This window comes from Pseudomonas sp. B5(2017), from assembly GCF_002112825.1.
In the GTDB taxonomy this organism is placed as follows: domain Bacteria; phylum Pseudomonadota; class Gammaproteobacteria; order Pseudomonadales; family Pseudomonadaceae; genus Aquipseudomonas; species Aquipseudomonas putida_Z.
In genome coordinates, this window is the sequence record NZ_NEIR01000004.1 from 299,274 (window position 1) to 317,245 (window position 17,972).

The window sequence follows — 17,972 nt, forward strand, 5'->3', positions numbered from 1 at the left end:
GGCTTTACAGCGAGGCAAGCATGATTAATGGGCAAAGTGCCGGTATTGACGGGGATCAATGGGCGAAGGTCGGAAATGTCCCAGGCTTGCGCTGCGATCCCCCGCACGTTCGGGGCAAGGGCGGCTACAAGGGCTGCCTGATCCTGGCCCATGGCGCAGGTGCGCCGATGGACAGCGGGTTCATGGACGAAATGGCGCAAAGGCTTGCGGCGCTTGGGGTAGCGGTAGTGCGCTTCGAGTTCCCGTACATGGCCGAGCGCAGGGTTGCCGGCGGCAAGCGGCCGCCGAACCCGCAGAAGGTGTTGCTGGAATGCTGGCGCGAGGTGTACCGGCAGGTGCGACCTTTGGTCGCGGGCAAGCTGGCGGTGGGTGGCAAGTCCATGGGCGGGCGCATGGCCAGCCTGCTGGCCGATGAACTGGAAGCGGATGCACTGGTGTGCCTGGGCTATCCGTTCTATGCGGTGGGCAAGCCGGAGAAGCCACGGGTCGAGCACCTGGCCGAATTGAAGACGCCGACGTTGATCGTGCAGGGCGAGCGGGATGCGCTGGGTAACCGCGAGGCGGTGGCAGGGTATGCGTTATCGCCGGCGATCGAGGTGAGCTGGCTGGTGGCGGGGGACCATGACCTGAAGCCGCTGAAGGCCTCGGGGTTCAGCCATGAGCAGCACTTGCAGGCGGCGGCTGAGAAGGTTGCGGCATTCCTGTCGCAGTAGTGCTGGATTCTTCGCGGGTGAACCCGCTCCCACAGGTTCACTACAGGTCTGAAACTTGCGCAGTACCTGTGGGAGGTTGCGGCATTCCTGTCGCAATAGTGCTGGATTCTTCGCGGGTGAACCCGCTCCCACAGGTTCGCTACAGGTCTGAAACTTGTGCAGTACCTGTGGGAGCGGGTTTACCCGCGAAGAGGCCGGTACAGGCTACCGCTTAGTCACGGTACTCGCACAGGTAGGCAGTATCCACCGCCACCTTCAGCTGGAACTTGCTGTCGGCGGCCACATTGAACTTGTCACCGGCGTTGAAGGTTTCCCAGTTGTCGCTACCCGGCAGCTTCACGGTCAGGGCGCCGGAAACCACGTGCATGATCTCGCGCTTGGCAGTGCCGAACTCGTATTCGCCCGGGGCCATCACGCCGACGGTGGCCGGGCCTTCAGTGCCTTCGAAGGCGATCGACTTGACAGTACCATCGAAGTATTCGTTGACCTTGAACATGGGGCGACTCCTGAAAAGGGGGGATGAAAAAGGGCTGGCCAGTATGCCCAAGCCCACGGGCCCCGTCATCTGCTTTCAGGTAGCGTCCACCGGCAGGCTCAACGGCAGCAGCCGCGCGGTATTGCGCGCATCTTCCAGGGCCCGGTGCTGCTGCCCGCAAAAGTGCATGCCGGCCAGCTGCAGTGCACCATTCAGCCCAGCGGGGCGCTGCAGGTGGCGGGCCTTGGCGAAGCGTTGCTTGAGGTTGATGTGCGGCAGGGTCCGCAGCAGGCTGTCCAGCCCATGCTGCTGCCACTCCTGGTGCAACTGCTGGCGGTCGTAGTCGCCCCAGCTGACCCAGGCCTGAAGCTGCCCGCGGTGGTGCCCGAGCCAGCGCTCGAAGCTTGCCCATACCTCGCGGAACGGTGCGGCACTGTCCACGCTGGCCTGGCTGATGTGGGTCAGCTCACGGCAGAACGGGGTCAGCTGCGGCCGCCGCCGGGGCTTCACGAAGCGCTGGAAGTGGTCGACCTCGCGGCCTTCGCGGGTAACCAGGCTTGCGCCGATTTCAATGACTTCCATCTCTGTGACCGGCCACCCACCATCGTCGGTGGTGGCTTCCAGGTCGATCACCAACCAATGGCCCATACCAGGCTCCCTTGCAGATCCTGCTAGAGCGTAGCCAAACTCAGGGCATCCGGCATCCCCTGGCAATTTGCCTGCGGCTTTGGCACAAAGGGCCACTATCCGGCAGTTGTGTCCGGCCCGGAAAACGCCTAGCTTAGGTGGACCCAGGCATGAACCGTGATGAGCATCCGTCTTGACTCCAGCGCCCGGCCTAAAGGCCCTGTCTTCCCTGATGCTGCTGGCCGTGTTCTGGCTGGCGGCGCCGGTATGGGCTGCCGATGCCGTCGAAGTGAGGATTGGCGCGGCGCATTTCCCACCGTACACGGTACGCCCCGAGCAGGGCGCCGACAGCGGCCTGCTGCCGCAGCTGGTCGACGCGCTCAACCGCACGCAGCAGCGCTACCACTTCGTCGTGGTGCCCACCTCCATCCAGCGGCGTTTTGGTGACCTCCAGCAAGGCCGCACCGACATGGCCATTTTCGAGAACCCGGAGTGGGGCTGGCAGCAGATTGCCCACCAGAGCGTGGACCTGGGCCTGGAAGATGCCGAGGTGTTCGTCGCCCGCAAGGCCAATGGCCGTGACCCGCATTACTTCGACGACCTGCACGGCAAGCGCCTGGCGCTGATCAACGGCTACCACTATGCGTTCGCCGGCTTCAACTCCGATCCGGACTACCTGCGCACCGCCTACAAAGCGACCCTGACCTATTCCCACGACAGCAACCTGCTGATGGTGCAGGCCGACCGCGCCGACATCGCCCTGGTCACGCGTTCCTATCTCAGCGATTTCCTGGAGCGCAACCCGGCCAGCCGGGAGCAGTTGGTGTCCTCGCAGCGCATTGACCAGGTCTACCACCACTACGCCTTGCTGCGCCCGGGGGCGCCGATCGGCGAGCAGTCGTTCGCGGCGCTGCTGCGGGCGCTGCGCGACAGTGGCGAGCTGGCGCGCATCTTCGAGCCCTACCGCATCACGGTGTCGGCCCCACACGACTAAATTCCCGTGGTGCGGCAACGTTCTCAGCAGTGAGCCTTTTCTTCATTACCGTGAGTCAAGCCCATGCCGTTCGATGCCGCTTCGCAGCCCCTGTCAGCGCCACGCTGGCGCAGCCTCAGTGCCGAGGAGGGCGACAGCTGGCTGAGCCTGTCCCTCGAAGGCCGCCCGCTGATTCAGTTGCGCCTGGAGGTGGGCGCTACCCTGCATGTTCACCTGGAGCGGCTGTGCCCCGAGCGCCCCTATCAGGCCTTGTGGGCCGCCTGTTATTGGCTGCTGGCCCGCGACACCGCCTGCCAGCGCCTGGCCTGGTACCTGCCCGAGGCGTTGCCCCAGGCATTGAACAGTGGCTTGCTGCTGGCCGGCGAGCAGCCTGGCCAATACCTGTGCGAGCGAGCGCTGTTCTGGCAGCTGCCACAGCCGTGGCTGGGCGAGTCGGCCAGCGTGGCATACCCGCAGCAAATGCAGATCAGCAACGGCAAGCGCCACCCACGCCGCGCGCCCAAGCCTCGTGGCGAGGTGTACCGGCGCTTCGATACGCGCCTGGGCAGTTGGGTGTCGCTGCGTACCTTGGAAATCGAACATGACCTGGAGCGCTTCAACCGCTGGCAGAACAACCCGCGGGTGGAGGCGTTCTGGCAGGAGGCTGGCACCCTGGCGCAGCACCGTGAATACCTGGGCAAGCTCGAGGCCGACCCGCATGCCCTGACGCTGATCGGCTGCTTCGATGACCAGCCGTTTGCCTACTTCGAGGCGTATTGGGCCAAGGAAGACCGCATTGCGCCGTTCTACCCGGCCGATGACTACGACCGTGGCATCCACATGCTGGTGGGGGAGGAGAGCCACCGTGGGCCGCACAAGGTGGCCAGCTGGCTATCGGCGCTGGTGCACTACCTGTTCCTGGATGACCCGCGCACCCAGCGGGTGGTGGCCGAGCCGCGTGCCGACAACGGCAAGATGATCGGCTACATGCACGACCAGTGCTTCCATTGCGACAAGGAGTTCGACTTCCCGCACAAGCGCGCGGCGTTGATGATTCTGGGGCGGGAGCGTTTTTTCGATAAGTGTAAATTGGCTTGAGTGCCAGGGGGCCGCTGTGCGGCCCATCGCGACACAAGGCCGCTCCTACATTAAGGGCGCGGTCTCTGTAGGAGCGGCCTTGTGTCGCGAAAGGGGTGCAACGCGCCCCCGGCGATCTCGAGGCAAATGTTTCAGGCCTGCCGACTGGCCGTCTTGCGACAATGTACCAGCGCATCGCGGATCATGAAGTTGACCAGTGTCGGCGACACTCCCAGCTCCTTGGCAATGTCCTTCTGCGGCACGCCATGCAGGCGGTACATCTCGAAGGCATAGCGGGTGCGCTGGGGCAGTTCGTTCAGCGCCTCGGCAATGTCATCCAGCGCGGCAAGGTTGATGTGGGTGGCTTCGGGGGAGGCGTTCTGCACGACTACGTTCAGGCCTTCCTCCTCGCTGCCGGAGTACTTCAACTCCATCGCCTGCTTGCGGTAGTGGTCGATGGCCAGGTTGCGCACGATCTGGAACAGGTAGCTCAGCTGCGCCTTGAACGACGATGTGATCTGCGGGGCGGCGCTGAGCCGGAAAAAGGCGTCCTGCACCACATCTTCGGCGCGCGACCGGCAGCCGGTGATGCGGGCAGCGATCTTGACCAGGATGCTGCGGTTGTCGACGAAGGCCTGCAGTAATGGTGAATCGCACTTACTTGTGGATAGTTGTTCCGCCATGGAAATCACCTTGTCACAGAGGGGAAAGGACGCACCCAAATTTGGGAAGCTTCCTACGACGGGCGACAAGCTATTCAGAATGATAATGATTGTCAAATGCGAAATGTAATTGGTAACCGTGCATTTCGGTTCTAAGCCTGTGGCATCGGGCTTGCCCGCGAAAGGGCCTGCGTGGTGCCCTTGCCGGTGCTATGACACGCTAATTTCTCCCCCCGCCCATCCGTTCCCCTGTGTACACCTCAGGCCGCCACATGCCGCTGCGCCCACGTTCGCGCAGCAGCCGGCCCGACCCAACCAGACACTGGCAGGAACACCCCATGACGGACGCCTTCGAACTCCCGCTCTCGCTGGTCCAGGCCCTGGCGCAACGCGCCGCGCAGACCCCGGACAAAGTCGCCTTGCGCTTTCTGGCCGACGCTCCCGGCGAGCAGGCCGTGCTCAGCTACCGGGACCTCGATCAGCGTGCGCGCACCATCGCCGCTGCCTTGCAAACCCGGGCCAGCTTCGGCGACCGCGCGGTGCTGTTGTTCCCCAGCGGGCCAGACTATGTTGCGGCGTTCTTCGGCTGCCTGTATGCCGGTGTGATTGCGGTGCCGGCCTACCCGCCGGAGTCCGCGCGCCAGCACCACCAGCAGCGCTTGCTGTCGATCATCGACGACGCCGAGCCGCGCCTGCTGCTGACCGTCGCGGCCCTGCACGACAGCCTGCAGGGCCTGGAGGCCCTGGCGGCGGTCAACGCCCCCGAACTGCTGGCGGTGGATGGCCTGGCCCCGGCGCTGGCTGCGAACTGGCGCGAGCCCGCGCTCAAGGGTGATGACATCGCCTTCCTGCAGTACACCTCCGGCTCCACCGCACTGCCCAAGGGCGTGCAGGTCAGCCATGGCAACCTGGTGGCCAACGAGCAACTGATCCGCCAAGGCTTTGGCATCGACCTCAACCCAGACGATGTGATCGTCAGCTGGCTGCCGCTGTACCACGACATGGGCCTGATCGGCGGCCTGCTGCAGCCGATCTTCAGCGGCGTGCCCTGTGTGCTGATGTCGCCGGGCTACTTCCTGGCCCGGCCGCTGCGCTGGTTGCAGGCCATCAGCGAGTACGGCGGCACCATCAGCGGCGGCCCCGACTTTGCCTACCGGCTGTGCAGCGAGCGGGTCAGCGAGGCCTCCCTGGCCGGGCTCGACCTGAGCCGTTGGCGGGTGGCCTATTCCGGCTCCGAGCCGATCCGCCAGGACAGCCTGGCGGCCTTTGCCGACAAGTTCCAGGCCTGCGGCTTCGACCCGCAGAGCTTCTTCGCCAGCTATGGCCTGGCCGAGGCGACCCTGTTCGTCAGCGGCAGCCGCCGTGGCCAGGGCATCGCCGCGCTGGAGCTGGACGCCGAAGCCTTTGCCGACAACCGTGCGGAACCTGGCAAGGGCAGTGTGCTGATGAGCTGTGGCTACCCGCAGCCCGGGCATGCCGTGCGCATTGTCGAACCACAACGCCTGCAGGTGCTGGGCGACAACCAGGTGGGCGAGATCTGGGCCGGCGGCCCGAGCATCGCCCTGGGCTACTGGCGCAACCCCGAGGCCAGCGCCCGCACCTTCGTCGAGATGGACGGCCAGACCTGGCTGCGTACCGGCGACCTGGGCTTCATGCGCGAAGGGGAAGTGTTCGTCACCGGGCGCCTGAAGGACATGCTGATCGTGCGCGGGCAAAACCTGTACCCGCAGGACCTGGAAAAGACCCTCGAGCGCGAAGTGGAGGTGCTGCGCAAAGGCCGGGTGGCAGTGTTCGCCGTCGAGCAGCAAGGCGAGGAGGACATTGGCGTGGCGGTGGAAATCAGCCGCAACGTGCAGAAGGCAATCAAGCCCCGGGAGCTGATCAAGACCCTGCGTCAGGTGATCGCCGACGCCTGCCGCCAGGCCCCGGCCGTGGTCCTGCTGCTGAACCCGGGGGCGCTACCCAAGACCTCCAGCGGCAAGCTGCAGCGTTCGGCCTGCCGCCTGCGCATGGACGATGGCAGCCTGGACTGCTACGCCCGCTTCCCTGAGGTGAGCGAGCCCGTTGCCACGGATGCCGCCGGCAATGAACTGCAGGCGCGCATCGCCGGTGTGTGGCGCGACATCCTCAAGGTCGAGGCGGTGGCGGCAGACGACCACTTCCTGCTGCTGGGTGGCAACTCCATCGCCGCCACCCACGCCACCGCACGCCTGGCTGATGAACTGGGCATCGAGCTGGGCCTGCGCACCCTGTTCGAGGCGCCGATACTGGCTGACTACGCCAAGGCCGTGGCCGCGATCATCGCCGAAGGCGGTGGCCGGGTCGGCACCATCGCTACCCTGGAACGCACCCAGGCGCTACCCCAGTCGCTGGCGCAAAACCGCCTGTGGCTGCTGTGGCAGTTGGACCCGCAGTCGGCGGCCTACAACATTCCGGCCGGCCTGCAGTTGCGCGGTGAGCTGGACGAAAACGCACTGGAAGCGGCCTTCCAGGCGCTGGTGGCGCGCCATGAATCGCTGCGTACCCTGTTTGCCGAAGAGAACGGCCAGGCCCTGCAGCGCATCCAGGCGCAGCAGCCGTTCGACCTTCGCCGCCTGGACCTCGAAGGCCAGGCCGCCGAACAGGTCGCCGCCCAGCGTGAAACCGAAGCTCGCCAGCCGTTCGACCTGACCCGGGGGCCGTTGCTGCGGGTGACCCTGGTGCGCCTGGACGATGAACACCATCAACTGTGGGTGACCCTGCACCATATCGTCGCCGACGGCTGGTCGCTGAACATCCTGCTCGACGAATTCGCCAAACTGTACGCCGCCCATTGCCAGGGTCTCGAGGCCAACCTGGCACCGCTGACCCTGGGTTATGCCGACTACGGCACCTGGCAGCGACAGTGGCTGGCCGCAGGCGAAGCCGAGCGTCAGCTGCAGTACTGGCAGGCGCATCTGGGGGATGAACTGCCGGTGCTCGACCTGTGCACCGACCACCCGCGCACCAGCCAGCGCGACCACCGCGCCGCCCGCTTCAACCTCAAGGTACCGGCCAGGCTCACCGAAGCGCTCAAGGGCCTGGCCCGCGAACAGCAGGCCAGCCTGTTCATGGTGCTTCTGGCCGGCTGGCAGGCGCTGTTGCACCGCTACAGTGGCCAGGCCGATATCCGTGTCGGCGTGCCCAACGCCAACCGCCCGCGCCTGGAAACCCAAGGCATGGTCGGCTTCTTCATCAACACCCAGGTACTGCGTGCGCAACTCGATGGCCGCCTGCCGTTCGACCAGTTGCTGGCCCAGGTGCGCCGGGCCACCCTGGATGCCCAGGCCAACCAGGACCTGCCGTTCGAGCAACTGCTCGAAGCCTTGCCCGAGGCTCGCGAGCAAGGCCTGTTCCAGGTCATGTTCAACCACCAGCAACGTGACCTGTCTGCCCTGCGCCGCCTGCCGGGCCTGCTGGCCGAAGAGCTGCCGTGGCACAGTCGCGAAGCCAAGTTCGACTTGCAGCTGCACAGTGAAGAAGACCACCAGGGCCGCCTGAGCCTGGCCTTCGACTATGCCGCCGAATTGTTCGATGCCAGCACCGTCAAGCGCCTGGCCCAGCACCTGCTGGCCCTGCTCGAGCAGGTGTGTGCCGGGCCGCAGCGGGCGCTGGGCGAGGTGCAATTGCTCGACGAGCCTGGCCGCGCGCAACTGCTGAGCTGGGGCGAGGCACCCGCTGCGGCGCCGCAGCGCCTGCTGGTCGAGCAGCTCAATGACCAGGCACGCCTGACCCCGCAGCGCACCGCCCTGGTGTGGGACGGTGGCAGCCTGGATTACGCCGAGTTGCACCAGCAAGCCAACCGTCTGGCCCACTACCTGCGTGACAAAGGCGTCGGCCCCGACACCTGCGTGGCCATCGCCGTCGAGCGTTCGCCGCAGCTGCTGGTGGGCCTGTTGGCCATTCTCAAGGCCGGTGGTGCCTATGTGCCGCTGGACGTCGATTACCCGGCCGAGCGCCTGGCCTACATGCTCGCCGACTGCAACGCTGGCCTGTTGCTGAGCCACAGCAACCTGCTGGGCAAGCTGCCACAGGTGGACGGCGTCAGCGCCATCGCCCTCGACCAGCTGCACCTGGACAGCTGGCCAAGCCATGCCCCCGGGTTGCACCTGCATGGCGACAACCTGGGTTATGTGATCTACACCTCCGGCTCCACCGGCCAGCCCAAGGGCGTGGGCAATACCCACGCGGCACTGGCCGAGCGCCTGCAATGGATGCAGGCCAGCTATGTGCTGGACGACAGCGACGTGCTGATGCAGAAGGCGCCGATCAGCTTCGACGTTTCGGTGTGGGAATGCTTCTGGCCACTGGTGACCGGTTGCAAGCTGGTGCTCGCCGGCCCTGGCGAGCACCGCGACCCGCAGCGCATCGCCGCGCTGGTGCAGGCCCATGGCGTGACCACGCTGCACTTCGTGCCGCCGCTGTTGCAGGTGTTCGTACAGGAGCCGCAGGCGGGTGCCTGCAGCAGCCTGAGCCGGCTGTTCTCCGGTGGCGAAGCGCTGTCCGCGGCACTGCGTGACCGCGTGCTGCAGGTGCTGCCACAGGTGCAGTTGCACAACCGCTATGGCCCGACCGAAACCGCCATCAACGTCACCCACTGGCACTGCCAGGCCACCGATGGCGAACGCTCGCCGATCGGCCGCCCGCTGGGCAATGTGCTGTGCCGTGTGCTGGACGACGAACTGGAACTGACCGCCCCCGGTGTGCCGGGCGAGCTGTACCTTGGCGGTGCAGGCCTGGCCCGTGGCTACCTGGGTCGCCCGGGCCTCACCGCCGAGCGCTTCGTGCCCCGGGCCGACGGCAATGGCGAGCGCCTGTACCGCAGTGGCGACCGCGCCCGCTGGCAGGTGCAGACCGAGGCGCTGGAATACCTTGGCCGCCTCGACCAGCAGGTCAAGGTGCGTGGCTTCCGTGTCGAACCCGAGGAAGTCCAGGCCTGCCTGCTGGCGCAAGCGGGGGTCGAACAGGCGCTGGTGCTGATTCACAAGGATGCCGTAGGCGCGCAACTGGTCGGCTACTACAGTGGCAGCGCCCAGCCAGATGCATTGCTGACGGTGCTGGCTGAACAACTACCGGCGTACATGGTGCCGGCACAACTCATCCCGCTGGCGCAGATGCCGCTGGGCCCCAGCGGCAAGGTCGACCGCAAGGCGTTGCCGGCCCCGGTGTGGCAGCAGCGGGAGCACATCGAGCCGCAAACCGAGTTGCAGCAGCAGGTCGCTGCCATCTGGCGTGAAGTGCTGAACCTGCCGCGCGTTGGCCTGCAGGATGACTTCTTCGCCCTCGGCGGCCATTCGCTGCTGGCCACTCAAATTGTCTCGCGCACGCGTCAGGCCTGCGATGTCGAGCTGCCGCTCAAGGCCCTGTTCGACGCCAGCGAGCTGGGCGCCTTCTGTGCCGAGATCACGCGTATCCGTGCCGCCGGTGAGCGCAATCTGCAAGGCGCAATCACCCGCGTCGACCGCCGCCAGGCGGTGCCGCTGTCGTACTCCCAGCAGCGCATGTGGTTCCTCTGGCAAATGGAGCCGGGCAGCCCGGCGTACAACGTCGGCGGCATGGCGCGCCTGCGCGGCACCCTGCATGTGGATGCCTTCGAGCGTGCGTTGCAGGCGCTGGTGGTGCGCCACGAAACCCTGCGCACCACCTTCCCCAGCATCGATGGCGTGCCGTATCAGTGCGTGGCCGAAAACAGCAGCCTGCACCTCGACTGGCAGGACTTCAGCGCCTTGCCCGCCGATGCCCGCCAACAACGCCTGCAGCAACTGGCCGACGACCAGGCGCACCAGCCGTTCGACCTGGAGCGCGGTCCGTTGCTGCGTGCCTGTCTGGTCAAAGCCCAAGAGCGCGAGCACTTCTTCGTGCTGACCCTGCACCATATCGTCACCGAAGGCTGGGCCATGGACATCTTCGCCCGCGAACTGGGCGAGCTGTACGAGGCCTTCGTCGATGACCGCGAATCGCCGTTGGCGCCGCTGCCGGTGCAGTATCTGGACTACAGCGTGTGGCAACGGCAATGGCTGGAAAGCGGCGAGGGCGCCCGCCAGCTGGCCTACTGGCAGGCCCGCCTGGGCGATGAACACCCGGTGCTGGCGCTGCCTGCCGACCGCCCGCGCCCGGCAGTGCAGACCCACCGTGGCGAGCTGTACCGCTTCGAGCTCGACCCGGCGCTGGTCGCCCGCGTGCATGCCTTCAACAGCCAGCGCGGCCTGACCCTGTTCATGACCATGACTGCCACCCTGGCCGCCTTGCTGCACCGCTACAGCGGCCAGCGTGACCTGCGCATTGGCGCGCCGGTGGCCAACCGCATCCGCCCGGAAAGCGAAGGGCTGATTGGCGCGTTCCTCAACACCCAGGTGCTGCGTTGCGAGCTGGACGGCCAGATGAGCGTCGCACAGTTGCTGGAGCAGGTACGCCAGGTTGCCATCGAAGGCCAGTCGCACCAGGACCTGCCGTTCGACCAGCTGGTGGAAGCCCTGCAGCCACCGCGCAGCAGCGCCTACAACCCGCTGTTCCAGGTGATGTGCAACGTGCAGCGCTGGGCCTTCCAGCAAAGCCGCCAGCTTGCCGGCATGCAGGTGGATTACCTGGTCAACGACGCCAGCGCCACCAAGTTCGACCTGTACCTGGAGGTGACCGACCTCGACGGCCGCCTGGGTTGCTGCCTGACCTACAGCCGTGACCTGTTCGACGAGCCACGCATCGCACGCATGGCCGAGCACTGGCAGCAATTGCTGGCGGGCCTGCTCGACAACCCGCAACAACGCCTGTGCGAGCTGCCGATGCTGAGCAGCGCCGAGCAGCAGCTGCTGGCGGGCCAGTTGCAGGGCGAGCAGGGTCTCGCTCTCGACCAGACCGTGCACGGCCTGTTCGCCGCCCAGGCTGCGCGCACGCCACACGCTGGCGCGTTGACCTTCGCCGGCCGGCACATGACCTATGCCGAACTCGACCAGCAGGCCAACCGCCTGGCCCGCGCCCTGCGCGAGCGTGGCGTCGGCCCGCAGGTGCGTGTGGGCCTGGCGCTGGAGCGTTCGCTGGAAATGGTCGTCGGCCTGCTGGCCATCCTCAAGGCCGGTGGCGCCTACGTGCCGCTCGACCCCGAATACCCGCTCGACCGCCTGCGCTACATGATCGAAGACAGCCGCATCGGCCTGCTGCTCAGCCAGCGCACGCTGCTGCAAACCCTGGGGCAGTTGCCCGAAGGCGTGGCGCGCTGGAGCCTGGAGGACGACAGCGCCAGCCTGTCGGCCTACAGCGATGCGCCGCTGGACAACCTCAACCTGCCGCAGCACCAGGCCTACCTGATCTACACCTCCGGTTCCACCGGCAAGCCCAAGGGCGTGGTAGTCAGCCACGGCGAGTTCGCCATGCATTGCCAGGCGGTGATCGACGCGTTCGGCATGCGCAGCGATGACTGCGAGCTGCACTTCTATTCGATCAATTTCGACGCCGCCAGCGAACGCCTGTGGGTGCCACTGCTGTGTGGCGCCCGCGTAGTGCTGCGCGCCCAGGGGCAGTGGGGCGCCGAAGAAATCTGCCAGCTGGTGCGCGAGCAGCAGGTGAGCATCCTCGGCTTCACGCCCAGCTACGGTAGCCAGTTGGCCCAGTACCTGGCCGGGCAGGGCGAACAGTTGCCAGTGCGCCTGGTCATTACCGGTGGTGAAGCGCTGACCGGCGAACACCTGCAGCGCATCCGCCAGGCCTTCGCGCCACAGCAGTTCTTCAACGCCTACGGGCCGACCGAAACCGTGGTCATGCCGCTGGCCTGCCTGGCACCACAGACACTGCCGGCGGATCTGGGCAGCGTACCGATCGGCCGCGTCATCGGTAGCCGCACGGCCTACATCCTCGACGAAGACCTTGCCCTGTTGCCGCAAGGCGGTGTTGGCGAGCTGTATGTCGGCGGTGCCGGCCTGGCCCAGGGTTACCACGACCGCCCGGGCCTTAGCGCCGAGCGCTTCGTCGCCGACCCGTTCGGCAGCGAAGGCGGGCGCCTGTATCGCACCGGTGACCTGGTGCGCCTGGGCAGCGATGGCCTGGTCGAGTACGTCGGCCGCGCCGACCAGCAGGTGAAGATTCGCGGTTTTCGTATCGAACTGGGCGAAATCGAAAGCCGCCTGCAGGCGCATGCCGATGTCGACGAAGCTGTGGTGCTGGCCCTCGACCTGCCGGGCGGCAAGCAACTGGTGGGTTACCTGGTGTGCGGGCAGGCCGCTGCCGACAGCGAGGCCCAGGGCCTGCTGCGCGACGCGGTGAAAGCCGATGCCCGCCAGCACCTGCCGGACTACATGGTGCCGGCGCACCTGGTGCTGCTCGACAGCCTGCCGCTGATGGGCAACGGCAAGCTCGACCGCCGTGCGCTGCCGCTGCCGGACCTGGAGCAGGCACGCCAGCAGTACCAGGCGCCTGGCAACGAGGTGGAAGCGCAACTGGCGCAGATCTGGCGCGACGTGCTCAACGTTGCCCGGGTCGGCGTGCAGGACAACTTCTTCGAACTGGGCGGCGACTCGATCCTGTCGATCCAGGTGGTCAGCCGGGCTCGTCAGGCCGGCTTGCAGTTCACCCCGCGCGACCTGTTCCAGCATCAGACCATCCAGACCCTGGCCGCCATCGTTCAGCGCAGCGAAGCCGCCAGCAGCATCGAACAGGGCCAGCGCCAGGGTCAGACCGGCCTCACGCCGATCCAGCATTGGTTCTTCGACAGTGAAGTGCCACAGCCGCAGCACTGGAACCAGGCTGTTCTGCTGGAGGCGCGCAAGCCGCTGGATGAGGGGGTACTGGAGCGAGCCTTGGCCGGCCTGGTGCAGCACCACGACAGCCTGCGCCTGCGCTTTGGCATGGCCCAGGGCCGCTGGCAGGCCGAATATGCTTCGCCTGCCACCGGGCAGTTACTGTGGACAGCCACGGTCGCCGACTTCGCCGATTGCCAACCGCTGTACACCGACCTGCAACGCAGCCTCGACCTGGAACAGGGCCCACTGTTGCGCGCCTTGCTGGTTAATGACGGGCAGGGCGGCCAGCGCCTGTTGCTGGCGATCCATCACCTGGTGGTCGATGGCGTGTCGTGGCGCGTGCTGCTGGAAGACCTGCAAGCGCTGTACCGTGGCCAGCCGCTGCCGGCCAAGACCCACGCCATGGGCGACTGGGCCGCACGCCTGGCCAGCTATGCCGGCAGCGATTCGCTGCGCGACGAGCTGGGCTGGTGGCAAGGCCAGTTGGGTGGCGTGCGCCGTGAACTGCCATGTGATCACCCGCAGGGCGGCAACCTGCACCGCCACGCCCGTACCCTGGTCATCGGCCTGGATGTGGCGCAGACCCGGCAGTTGCTGCAGCAGGCCCCGGCGGCCTATCACACCCAGGTCAACGACCTGCTGCTGACCGCGCTGGCGCGTGCCCTGTGCCGCTGGAGCGGCGATGAAGAAGTGCTGGTACAGCTTGAGGGCCATGGCCGTGACGGGCTGTTCGAAGACATGGACCTGACCCGCAGCGTCGGCTGGTTCACCAACGCCTACCCGCTGAGCCTGCGCCCGCTGCCAGGCGAGGACGATGCGGCGCGGGCAGGCTCGATCAAGCGCATCAAGGAGCAGCTGCGCCAGGTGCCGCACAAAGGGCTGGGTTACGGCGTGCTGCGCTACCTGGCCGATACGGCAGGGCGCGAGCAGATGGCGGCCCTGCCGCAGGCACGCATCACCTTCAACTACCTGGGCCAGTTCGACCAGCAGTTCGACAGCACAGCCCTGTTCCAGCCGATGGACGCCCCGGCCGGCCTGGCCCACGACCTCGATGCACCGCTGCCCAACTGGCTGAGTGTCGATGGCCAGGTGTACGGCGGCGCCCTGCAACTTCGCTGGACCTTCAGCACCGAACGCTACGACGAGCGGACCATCGCCAGCCTGGCCGAAGCCTATCGCCAGGAGCTGCTGGCGCTGGTCGAGCATTGCCTGGCTGATGGCAACGGCAGTTTCACGCCATCGGACTTCCCGCTGGCGCACCTGACTCAGGCGCAGATCGACGCGCTGCCGGTACCGGCAGCGCAAATCGAGGACGTCTACCCGCTGACGCCGATGCAGGAGGGCATGCTGCTGCACACCCTGCTGGAGCCGGGCACCGGCCTCTACTACATGCAGGACCGCTACCGCATCAACAGCGCGCTCGACCCCGAACGCTTCGCCCAGGCGTGGCAGGCGGTGGTGGCGCGCCACGAAGCGCTACGCGCATCGTTCAGCTGGAACACCGGCGAGGCGATGCTGCAGATCATCCACAAGCCGGGCAACACGCCGGTGGACTACCAGGACTGGCGTGGCCTCGACGACGACGCCCAGGAGCAGCGCCTGCAGGCTTTGCACAAGCAGGAACGCGAGGCCGGTTTCGTCCTGCTCAGCGAGGCGCCGTTCCACCTGCGCCTGGTGCGTGTGGCCGACGAGCGCTACTGGTTCATGATGAGCAACCACCACATCCTCATCGATGCCTGGTGCCGTTCGCTGTTGATGAACGATTTCTTCGAGATCTACCAGGCCCTCGGCGAGGGGCGCCAGGCCCGCTTGCCGGTGCCACCGCGCTACCGCGACTACATCGGCTGGCTGCAACGCCAGGGCCTGGACGACGCGCGAGCCTGGTGGCAGGCCAACCTGGCCGGCTTCGAACGTGCCACCCCCATCCCCAGCGACCGCCCGCTGCGCCACGACCATGCCGGTAGCGGCATGATCGTCGGCGACTGCTATACGCGCCTGGCGGTGAGCGACGGCGTGCGCCTGCGCGAGCTGGCCCAGGCCCACCAGCTCACCGTCAACACCTTCGCCCAGGCGGCCTGGGCCCTGGTACTGGCGCGCTACAGTGGCGACCGCGACGTGGCCTTTGGCGTGACCGTGGCCGGGCGCCCGGTGAGCATGCCGCAGATGCAGCGTACCGTCGGCCTGTTCATCAACAGCGTCGCCCTGCGCGTGCAATTGCCGGTGGCGGGTGAGCGCTGCAGTGTGCGCCAGTGGTTGCAAGGCCTGCTGGAGCGCAACATGGAGCTGCGCGAATATGAATACCTGCCGCTGGTGGCGATCCAGGAATGCAGCGAACTGCCCAAGGGCCAGCCGCTGTTCGACAGCCTGTTCGTGTTCGAGAACGCGCCGGTGGAAACTGCCGTGCTCGACCACGCCCAGCACCTGAATGCCAGCTCCGACTCGGGCCGTACCCACACCAACTTCCCGCTCACAGCGGTGTGCTACCCGGGCGATGACCTTGGCCTGCACCTGTCGTTCGACCAGCGCTACTTCGACTACCCGACCGTCGAGCGCCTGCTGGCCGAGTTCAAGCGCCTGCTGCTGGCGCTGGTGCAAGGCTTTGAAGGGGAGATGAGCGCACTGCCGTTGCTGGGCGCCGAGGAGCAGCGTTTCTTGCTGGAGGACTGCAACCGTACCGCGCGCGCCTATCCGCTGGAACAGAGCTACGTCGCGCAGTTCGAGGCGCAGGTGGCCGCGCATCCGCAACGTACCGTGGCCCGCTGCCTGGACGCGTCCTACGACTACGCCGGCTTGAACCTGGCGGCCAACCGCCTGGGCCATGCCTTGATCGCGGCGGGTGTGAACCTGGACCAGCCGGTGGCACTGCTGGCCGAGCGTGGGCTACCGCTGCTGGGCATGATCGTCGGCAGCTTCAAGGCCGGCGCCGGCTACCTGCCACTGGACCCGGGCCTGCCGGCGGCGCGCCTGCAAAGCATCATCGAGCTCAGCCGTACACCCGTGCTGGTGTGCAGCGCGGCCTGTGCCGGGCAAGGGCGGCAGTTGCTGGACCAGCTTGCAGTGGCGGCACGGCCGCAGCTACTGGTCTGGGAAGACATCCAGGCCAGCCCGGTGGCCAGCCACAATCCCGGCATTCACAGCGGGCCGGATAACCTCGCCTATGTGATCTACACCTCAGGCTCCACCGGCTTGCCGAAGGGGGTGATGGTCGAGCAGCGCGGCATGCTCAACAACCAGCTGAGCAAGGTGCCGTACCTGGCGCTCGGCGAGCAGGACGTGATCGCCCAGACGGCCTCGCAGAGCTTCGACATTTCGGTGTGGCAGTTCCTTGCCGCGCCGCTGTTCGGCGCCAGGGTGGAGATCGTGCCGAACGCCATCGCCCATGACCCGCAGGGCCTGCTGGCGCATGTGCAGGCCACCGGCATCAGCGTGCTGGAGAGCGTGCCGTCGCTGATCCAGGGCATGCTGGCCAACGACCACCAGGCCCTCGATGGCCTGCGCTGGATGCTGCCGACCGGCGAAGCCATGCCACCGGAGCTGGCGGCGCAGTGGCTGCAGCGTTACCCGCGGATCGGCCTGGTCAACGCCTACGGCCCGGCGGAGTGCTCCGATGACGTGGCGTTCTTCCGCGTCGATGCCGCCTCGACCCGTGGCAGCTACCTGCCGATCGGCACGCCGACCGACAACAACCGCCTGTATCTGTTCGGCGAGGACCAGGCGCTGGTGCCACTGGGTGCGACAGGTGAGTTGTGCGTGGCCGGCACCGGCGTGGGCCGTGGCTATGTCGGCGACCCGGTGCGTACGGCGCTGGCGTTCATTCCCCATCCTCATGGTGCACCGGGCGAACGCCTGTACCGCACCGGCGACCTGGCGCGGCAGCGCCCGGACGGGGTGCTGGAGTATGTCGGGCGCATCGACCATCAGGTGAAGATTCGCGGCTACCGCATCGAACTGGGCGAAATCGAAGCCCGCCTGCACGAACAGCCGGAGCTCCGCGACGCTGCCGTTGGCGTGCAGGAGGGCGTCAATGGCAAGCACCTGGTGGGTTACCTGGTGGCGCATCAGGGCGTTGCAGCCGACGCTGCGTTGCTGGAACAGCTCAAGCAGCGCCTGCGTGCCGAGTTGCCGGAGTACATGGTGCCACTGCACTGGGGCTGGTTCGACAGCCTGCCGCACAACGCCAACGGCAAGCTCGACCGCAAGGCCTTGCCGGCCATCGACATCGGTGGCCAGCACAGCCATGCCTACCAGGCGCCGCGCAACGAGCTGGAAGAGGTACTGGCCGGTATCTGGGCCGATGTGCTCAAGGCCGAGCGGGTCGGGGTGCACGACAACTTCTTCGAGCTGGGCGGGCATTCGCTGCTGGCCACCCAGATCGCCTCGCGGGTGCAGAAGCAGTTGCAGTTGAACGTGCCGTTGCGGGCGATGTTCGAGTGCAGCACCGTGGAGGAACTGGCGGTGTATGTGCAGGGGTTGCAAGGCAGTGTGCTGGATGACGACAAGGTCGACCGGCTCAGTGACCTGATGGCTGAGCTGGAGGGGTTGTGACCTGAGCGGGTGAGGCCTGCACCGCCCCAGGATTGGTGCACAAAAGTTGAAATTGCTGGGGCCGCTATGCGGCCCTTTCGCGACACAAGGCCGCTCCTACAGATACGGCGTTGTTTTCGAGGTTTGGCGCTGTACCTGTGGGAGCGGGCATGC

7 protein-coding genes are annotated in these 17,972 nt (G+C 66.7%); 4 read left to right on the forward strand and 3 right to left on the reverse strand.

From position 1 onward, the window contains the following. Positions 1-20 precede the first annotated feature (20 nt). Positions 21-713: an alpha/beta family hydrolase gene (locus tag CAG00_RS08370; RefSeq protein WP_085614477.1), complete on the forward strand. Its 693-nt coding sequence runs from the start codon at positions 21-23 to the stop codon at positions 711-713. 211 nt (positions 714-924) lie between these two features. On the opposite strand, the gene CAG00_RS08375 is transcribed toward CAG00_RS08370, so the two are convergent. Next, the gene (locus CAG00_RS08375) at positions 925-1,209 is read right to left on the reverse strand and encodes a pyrimidine/purine nucleoside phosphorylase (RefSeq protein WP_012315400.1); all 285 of its coding nucleotides are present in this window, start codon (positions 1,207-1,209) and stop codon (positions 925-927) included. 75 nt (positions 1,210-1,284) lie between these two features. Continuing rightward, on the reverse strand, positions 1,285-1,836 hold the full coding sequence (locus CAG00_RS08380; protein ID WP_075045871.1) for an exonuclease domain-containing protein: 552 nt from the start codon (positions 1,834-1,836) through the stop codon (positions 1,285-1,287). 172 nt (positions 1,837-2,008) lie between these two features. Here CAG00_RS08380 and CAG00_RS08385 point away from each other — a divergent pair, with 172 nt between their 5' ends. Next, positions 2,009-2,809 carry an ABC transporter substrate-binding protein gene (locus CAG00_RS08385; protein ID WP_085664020.1) on the forward strand — a complete coding sequence of 267 codons (801 nt, stop codon included), beginning with the start codon at positions 2,009-2,011 and terminating at the stop codon, positions 2,807-2,809. Positions 2,810-2,872: 63 nt separating this feature from the next. Beyond that, positions 2,873-3,886 carry a GNAT family N-acetyltransferase gene (locus tag CAG00_RS08390; protein ID WP_085664021.1) on the forward strand — a complete coding sequence of 338 codons (1,014 nt, stop codon included), beginning with the start codon at positions 2,873-2,875 and terminating at the stop codon, positions 3,884-3,886. A 131-nt stretch (positions 3,887-4,017) separates the two neighbouring features. Here CAG00_RS08390 and CAG00_RS08395 read toward each other — a convergent pair whose 3' ends face one another. Further along, entirely contained in the window at positions 4,018-4,548 is a 531-nt protein-coding gene (locus CAG00_RS08395) for an RNA polymerase factor sigma-70 (protein ID WP_015271130.1), read from the reverse strand. 317 nt (positions 4,549-4,865) lie between these two features. On the opposite strand from CAG00_RS08395, the gene CAG00_RS08400 reads away from it, so the two are divergent. Continuing rightward, a complete protein-coding gene (locus CAG00_RS08400; protein WP_085664022.1) occupies positions 4,866-17,819 on the forward strand; it encodes a non-ribosomal peptide synthetase in 12,954 nt (4,317 codons plus the stop codon). Positions 17,820-17,972: the final 153 nt, after the last annotated feature.

What these genes read in the sequence shown, in the direction of transcription:
- CAG00_RS08370 (WP_085614477.1), top strand. Translation starts at nt 21, where the DNA reads ATGATTAATGGGCAAAGTGCCGGTATTGACGGGGATCAATGGGCGAAG.
- CAG00_RS08375 (WP_012315400.1), bottom strand. Translation starts at nt 1,209, where the DNA reads ATGTTCAAGGTCAACGAATACTTCGATGGTACTGTCAAGTCGATCGCC.
- CAG00_RS08380 (WP_075045871.1), bottom strand. Translation starts at nt 1,836, where the DNA reads ATGGGCCATTGGTTGGTGATCGACCTGGAAGCCACCACCGACGATGGT.
- CAG00_RS08390 (WP_085664021.1), top strand. Translation starts at nt 2,873, where the DNA reads ATGCCGTTCGATGCCGCTTCGCAGCCCCTGTCAGCGCCACGCTGGCGC.
- CAG00_RS08395 (WP_015271130.1), bottom strand. Translation starts at nt 4,548, where the DNA reads ATGGCGGAACAACTATCCACAAGTAAGTGCGATTCACCATTACTGCAG.
- CAG00_RS08400 (WP_085664022.1), top strand. Translation starts at nt 4,866, where the DNA reads ATGACGGACGCCTTCGAACTCCCGCTCTCGCTGGTCCAGGCCCTGGCG.